Source organism: Leptospira yanagawae serovar Saopaulo str. Sao Paulo = ATCC 700523 (assembly GCF_000332475.2).
In the GTDB taxonomy this organism is placed as follows: Bacteria; Spirochaetota; Leptospiria; order Leptospirales; family Leptospiraceae; genus Leptospira_A; species Leptospira_A yanagawae.
This window is the reverse complement of the sequence record NZ_AOGX02000009.1, coordinates 1-6450: the sequence shown is the minus strand read 5'-3', so window position 1 is coordinate 6450 and position 6450 is coordinate 1. Positions and strand designations below refer to the sequence as shown.

8 protein-coding genes are annotated in these 6450 nt (G+C 31.2%); all 8 read right to left on the bottom strand.

Annotated features, from left to right (window positions below):
- Positions 1-264: 264 nt before the first annotated feature.
- Entirely contained in the window at positions 265-1203 is a 939-nt protein-coding gene (locus LEP1GSC202_RS02160) for a macro domain-containing protein (protein WP_039927937.1), read from the bottom strand.
- Between the two features lies 1 nt (position 1204).
- Complete coding sequence (locus LEP1GSC202_RS02155; RefSeq protein WP_039927936.1) at positions 1205-1717, bottom strand: TIR domain-containing protein; 513 nt, start codon at positions 1715-1717, stop codon at positions 1205-1207.
- 213 nt (positions 1718-1930) lie between these two features.
- The gene (locus LEP1GSC202_RS02150) at positions 1931-2833 is read right to left on the bottom strand and encodes a hypothetical protein (RefSeq protein WP_015676035.1); all 903 of its coding nucleotides are present in this window, start codon (positions 2831-2833) and stop codon (positions 1931-1933) included.
- Between the two features lie 404 nt (positions 2834-3237).
- The gene (locus LEP1GSC202_RS02145; protein WP_015676033.1) at positions 3238-4269 is read right to left on the bottom strand and encodes a sulfite exporter TauE/SafE family protein; all 1032 of its coding nucleotides are present in this window, start codon (positions 4267-4269) and stop codon (positions 3238-3240) included.
- Between the two features lie 8 nt (positions 4270-4277).
- Positions 4278-4700 carry an EamA family transporter gene (locus tag LEP1GSC202_RS02140; RefSeq protein ID WP_039927934.1) on the bottom strand — a complete coding sequence of 141 codons (423 nt, stop codon included), beginning with the start codon at positions 4698-4700 and terminating at the stop codon, positions 4278-4280.
- A 206-nt stretch (positions 4701-4906) separates the two neighbouring features.
- A complete protein-coding gene (locus LEP1GSC202_RS02135; RefSeq protein ID WP_015676032.1) occupies positions 4907-5743 on the bottom strand; it encodes a DUF4238 domain-containing protein in 837 nt (278 codons plus the stop codon).
- Between the two features lie 189 nt (positions 5744-5932).
- On the bottom strand, positions 5933-6214 hold the full coding sequence (locus LEP1GSC202_RS02130; RefSeq protein ID WP_015676036.1) for a helix-turn-helix domain-containing protein: 282 nt from the start codon (positions 6212-6214) through the stop codon (positions 5933-5935).
- The coding region (locus LEP1GSC202_RS02125) for a type II toxin-antitoxin system RelE/ParE family toxin (RefSeq protein ID WP_039927931.1) at positions 6211-6450 on the bottom strand (240 nt) is incomplete at its 5' end. The genes LEP1GSC202_RS02125 and LEP1GSC202_RS02130, both read right to left, overlap by 4 nt.

The following is a 6450-nucleotide window of genomic DNA, read 5'->3' as shown; positions in this document are numbered from 1 at the left end:
TAATATAGAGATATAATAAAAATATGGATTTAATTTTGCTTTTATTTGATTTTCTTTTGGATATTTCATAATTATATTTTGAACTTTCGCATAACGAACTAGCCTTAACGACGTAGGCTGGCCCTGAGTCCCGGTTACGGGACGTTAGGGACTGGAACGACACTTGCGTAAGCAAGGGGAGTGCCAGAAGCCTATGTGTCGCAGACCGAGCGAGGCCTTGTGCCGAAGCGAAGCGTTAAGGCGCTGTTATGCGAAGGTCATAATCTACCGAATTGCAGTTCCTTCTTTAATTAAAGATAGATTTGTTATATTGAATTTACAATTCAGTCTTAAATAATCTTCAACTTCCTTTAGATTGATTTCGTGCCTAACGTAATCAGTTGGATGTATTGCGATTGTTAAATTCTGACAAAATTTCCTATTTCTCATCGCTGCTATAAATGAAGATATAATTAATTTGATAATATCTTCTCTTTTTGAATTTATTCTTGAAAAACCAGTTCCTATGATCGGAATTATGATTTTTTCTTCATAGTTTCCTTTTGTGCTTATATAATTCCATACGGATGAAAGTGCTATAAGTATATTCTCATCGCTAGATTCAGCATTCATTGAGGAATTTAATTTTGCCATGGCAACCCAATATGCAGTGTGATTATCAAAATGTAATGCTGCAACTGTTCCAATTTTGTATTCTTTTTGTTTACCGTATTTTTTATTTGATCTGTCTAGTATTACAAATTCATCCTCAGTTAATGATTTTTCTAAATCGTCATCTAATATAGCTGTTTTATTTTTAAAATATTTTGTTGTAAATTGTCCTTGCACGCTCTTTTCACTAATAATTGATCTGTTTTGAATATTTCGAGACAAATCAGTATCGAATGTTGAATTAGTAGGTATAATTAATGAAGATTCTCTATCAAATAGATTCCCTATCAATAGTTCAATGTTAGCATCCAGGCCTGATATTTTATGAGATATTTTACGTTTTGGAAAAATTTCGATTAGTGTCCAAACAAGCGCAATGAGTATAAAGTATGGCCATAATTTTTTGAAATTGATACATTGTTCATCTATAAAGAAGGCTAGAATTTCTGTAAGTAACCATAAAGCAGAAAATGAACTTAATAAATTTTTTATAAATTGTTTAAACGAAAAATACAATTTCCAGTTATTTAGATTAAATATTAGTGAAAACATTTTAGAGTCCGAGATTTTTATAAGTAGTTTCATCATAATAATATGGGCCCGTTTTTTTTTGTGAATATAGCGATTGGTGGGTAGCGGGCCAATATTCCAATGCATGTTCAAGAATTTTTTGATTAAAACTAATATGACATGCGAGTATGTCGGTTAAAATAGATGGGCAATAATCCGAATCAAAAGATCTTTTGCCATTTAAATTTACACAGATTATTGGAATTTGTAATCGTATAGCTTGTTCAATTTCCCATCGAACAAATTTGTAAAGGTAACGAGTTTTTTCCCCGATTAAAAGTAAAAATTTGTTTGAATTGTTTAATCTTGTTAAAAGTTGCTTTTTAATGCTCTCTTCTTTACTTTCATCTCTTGCGTAATTTATTTCATGTGCATCAAAAAAATTAAAGTCTTTAAAAAAATCATTTTTGTTATGTTTCCAAGCTAGCATAAGATAGTAATATATTATATCATTGTCTCCATCAAATGCTATGTAGGTTTTATTTTTGTATTCCATATTTGCCTCTTTAATTTATGATATTGTTTATGACTTTCGCATAACGAACTAGACTTAACGACGTTCCCTGACCCTGAGTCCCGGACGGGACGTTAGGGACTGGCACGTAGCTTGCGAATGCACGCGAGTGACAGAAGGGAATGTGTCGTAGACCGAGCGAGGGCTTGTCCCGAAGCGTAGCGTTAAGTCGCTGTTATGCGAAGAAGACCTTTTTTACAATAAATCGTCAAATATTTTTGGATATTTTACAATTAAGTTTTCGAATATCATAGGTCTAGGTAGTAATTTGATAGAAGGCTTTAATAATTCTAGTTTTTCAAATTCATTATTTTCGAAGAAAATAAGTGCAAGAGATATAATAGAAGGAACAAGGTTTTGTATAATACCATCGGTATTCTCCTTTTTTATCGCGCTATATATCCATGCTGGTGTTATTTTCTTATTTATTTCATTTAATAAAATCCAATTAAAATATGGTAACTTTAGATTACGATATACAATATTCTTTTGTTCTATAAATATTGCTAATCGAAATGTATTCTTCATTTCAATTAATTTATCTTTTAAATCGAAATCAGAATGAGTTAATGAAATGATTGGTTTTCCTAAATCAACTTCATGACAATAGCCATCACCAAAATGATCTGAAGGCCAATTATTAAGTTTGGTTTTCGTTGGTTGTTTTACTTCTTCGTTGTTTTCATAATCAAATCTTGGTTTAAGTAAAATTTGTGAGCAATTACTTGAAAATCTATGAATAAAAGACAAAGTTGATGTATTGTATATATCAATTTTGATATTTTTCTTATCAACTATTCCGATGAATAATGGTAATTCTTGTTTAAATAGCCAATCTATTCCTTCCTTTTTCCATTTATCAATTTCATTTGAACCTATCAATATATCTTTTGTCGAAGACGACTTAATTTGTATAACGTATGGGTAGCCAAATGATAATAATCCATTCTCTTGATCAGAGATATTGCAGAAAAAATCGATTCCTATGTCTTCTGGTCGGGGAACAGGAGTGACTAATCCTAGTCCTGATAGTAAATAATTTGCTAAATATTCACTACGATCACCTTCTCTAAAATTATGGTTTCTTACTCCGCTCATTCTATATTAGTCCTCAGTGAAAATTTTGGTCTTTTTCGCATAACGAAATAGCCTTAACGACGTAGGCTGGCCCTGAGTCCCGAACGGGACGTTAGGGACTGGAACGACACTTGCGTAAGCAAGGGGAGTGCCAGAAGCCTATGTGGCTTTAGCCCGAGCGAGGGCGAAGACCCGAAGCGAAGCGTTAAGGCGCTGTTATGCGACGTAGCCAAAATTTCTAAGTAAAATTGAAAAATGATAGAGAAATCTGTTTCAATTTAGGTGATGAAAAATTTGAAATTAACCTTTTGTTGATCTTCAAAACGATTTTATTTATATTATTAAATGTATGATTAAGATAAATAAAAAGATAAAAATTATGATTATTAAGGCAATTGAAAATTATTGTAAAATTGATAATATATTTATTCTTCGATTTCTAATTTTGTCAATATATTATTTTTGAAACAGTAAAATTCGTATTTTGGTTTCAAAGCTACTCTATAAACTTTTTCAATTAATATTTTATCGTAAATTGAATTTAATTTTTCATGAGTAATTCTGAGATTTTGAGGTAGCTCTAAAGAGTTTATTGGTCGCTCAATTTCCAATCCTTCGTCAAATGCAAATTCTAATATAAAGTTACTATTTCTCCAGTTAAGAGTTCTTTCATCAAATGTATTAGTATATAAATATATTTGATCTTTCTGTAATATACTCCTGAATGTTACGACTAGTAAAAATAAACCTGAAACTACCATTGAGCCATACCCAATTTTCCGAAATAGAAAATCACTTAAAAATGGTAGAATAAATTTAACCGAGTATGTTGAGATTATTGAAGCAGCTGCAATGACAACTCCCAACCAAAGTGAATAAGTGGAATATAAACCAACGGCTATATAAAAGATAAGTTTAATAAGATGCAGGAAAATTTCATTTGCTGCTCTGGTTGCAACAATTTCTTCTTTATTTAAACCGTACCTTAAATAAAAACGATTGAATAATAGACCAACTGATCCTGTTACTCCGGAAATAAAGCCGGCAATAAAGCCGACTATTGATAAAAGTAGTTTCGGATAGGGTTTCGAATTTGAATTTAATTCTTTAATATTTTTGAAAAGTTGGTGGAAATTTCCGATTAAAATAAAACCAACAACCAATTGTAAATAGAGTGGATTTAAATATTTTATTAATAAAGCCCCGATTAAAACTGCTGGTATTGAAAACGGAACAAACCAGAAAAAGATATGCCAATTTATATATTTTCTGAAAAGAACGATTCTAGAAGCTGAACTTGCAAAAGTTCCGATTGTTAATGAGAAAGGTACTATTGTTGTTGGAATTATTATGTTAAGTATTGGAATTAAAATTAAACTTGCACCACCGCCACATATAGAACTTAGCCAAAATGCAAAAATTGTTGCGAAAAAAAGAAAAATAATTTCTAAAAACATAATAAGATTTATTTCCAAGAAATTATTAAAAGTCCAAATAAAATTAATATTGATCCAATAATAATTTTCATATTGATTTGTTCATTCAAAAATATTACAGATAATATTATTGTTACTATGATACTTGCTTTATCTATTAAAGCTACTTTTGAAAGATTTCCAATTTGTATTGCTTTATAGAAAAATATCCACGAAATAGTGGTTGTTAGAGCTGATATGGCTAATAACAGAATGTCTCTTAGAATTAAATTTTTAAAGTCTTTTATTTGATTAAATGTCAAAATGTGTAACCAAATAAAAGCGAAAACAAAACTCGTTCTTACAGCAAGTCCTGTATCGCTATTAACATTTTTTAGTCCTGCCTTAGCGACGACAGATGTTAGGCCTGCAAATAACATTGATATGAAAGCGTATATTTGATATTTGTGCATGTGATTTATTTCCTAAAGTTTTAGGCTATGTCGTATAACGAACTAGACTTACCGAAGTTGTCCGACCCTGAGTCCCGGCGGGACGTTAGGGACTGGCACGTAGTTTGCGAATGCAAACGAGTGACAGGAGGACAATTTGCCGGAGGCCGAGCGAGGCCTTGTGCCGAAGCGTAGCGGTAAGTCGCTGTTATGCGATGGCTGGTAGATTAGATATTTTTGCATATTCTTTTTAATTGTTCTTCGGAAGGACTGATAATGTATTTATGTGCATTTTTAGCTAAAGAAATATTAGATTTTCTAATCTCATCCTTTTTAATCTGATTAAATTTAATAATGGATTTTCCAGTTTTAAAGAATGAAATACCAATTTTAGGAGTCAATGGTATACTGATTTGCGTATCTTCAAGAGCAATTCCACCCTTTCCATATTGATTAGATATCAAAACAGGATTATCTGATGTAATGAATCCTGTACCAAAATTTTCTGGAATTATTGTAACTATGAGATTTTTTTTCATAAAAATATCTAAGAAATTCATTTGAGTATTTTCACCCAATTCACTTAAAACATATAAAGTATAATTTCTAAGTTCAGGTGAAGGTTTTCCATCTGGTAATTTTGGTATACCTAGTCCATTTTTATGAAATTCTTCATCTAATCCATTTTCTATTGTATTCAAAAAGAGGATTGTCCGTTTGATTTGCCAAATTAGGAAATAAGCAAAGATTTTCTTATCCTCTATGTCTATATATAATGTAGCGCTATTTTTACTTTTATCAATGTTTGTTATAAGTCTTCTGACTGCTCCAGAAAATTTTGTCTCGATTTTAGAAAGATATTTTTCAAGAGAATTATCTTTTTTTTCAGAATCAATTGTGAAACTATAAATATGATTTAAAGCGAGAAAGTTAATTGGTGCTCTTTTTAAAAATTTTTGTTCCAGTTTGTCAAAAATGTTTAATGGCTTCGTAGGAAACGGAGAAGTATTGTCTACAAAATTATTAAGATATATTTGAGGAACTATATGTTGGTCTTGGCCCATATTTTTTCCAGCTTTCGCATAACGAACTAGACTTACCGAAGTTCCCCGACCCTGAGTCCCGCCGGGACGTTAGGGACTGGCATGTAGCTTGCGTAAGCAAGGCGAATGCCAGAAGGGGAATTTGCCGGAGGCCGAGCGAGGCCTTGTGCCGAAGCGTAGCGGTAAGTCGCTGTTATACGACGTCTGAAACTAAGCCGAAAGTTTTCTGTTTTTGATAGATATTTCTAGATCTAAGGCATGACATACTTTTAAAAATGTAGATAAGTTACAATTTACTCCATTTTCAATTTTTGATAATTGTTGTTGAGTGACATGTGCTTTTTTCGCTAAATCAGATTGGGAAAGCCCTTTTTTTTCTCTCAAAGTTTGTAGCTTAATAGAAATATTAACAAGTTCTTTCTCTTCTTCAAATTTTTCCTTAAAAGATTTACTTTTTAACTTATTGTCTAAATGATTCTTTAACGATCTCATAAATTTAACTCCTTTAAGATTTTTTCAGTATATTTTTGTAAGAAAGATTCTCTTCTTTTAATAGCTTTATTAATTTCTGAATTAGGAACTTTATCCGTATTTTTAACGAATTGATTCGTAAGTATAATATAATCTTTATAACAAAAGAAATATAAAATTCTAATTTGTGATCCTGAAAGTTTAATTCTTAATTCATGAATACCGTCAATCAACAGATCTGCGTAAGGTCTCGTAAT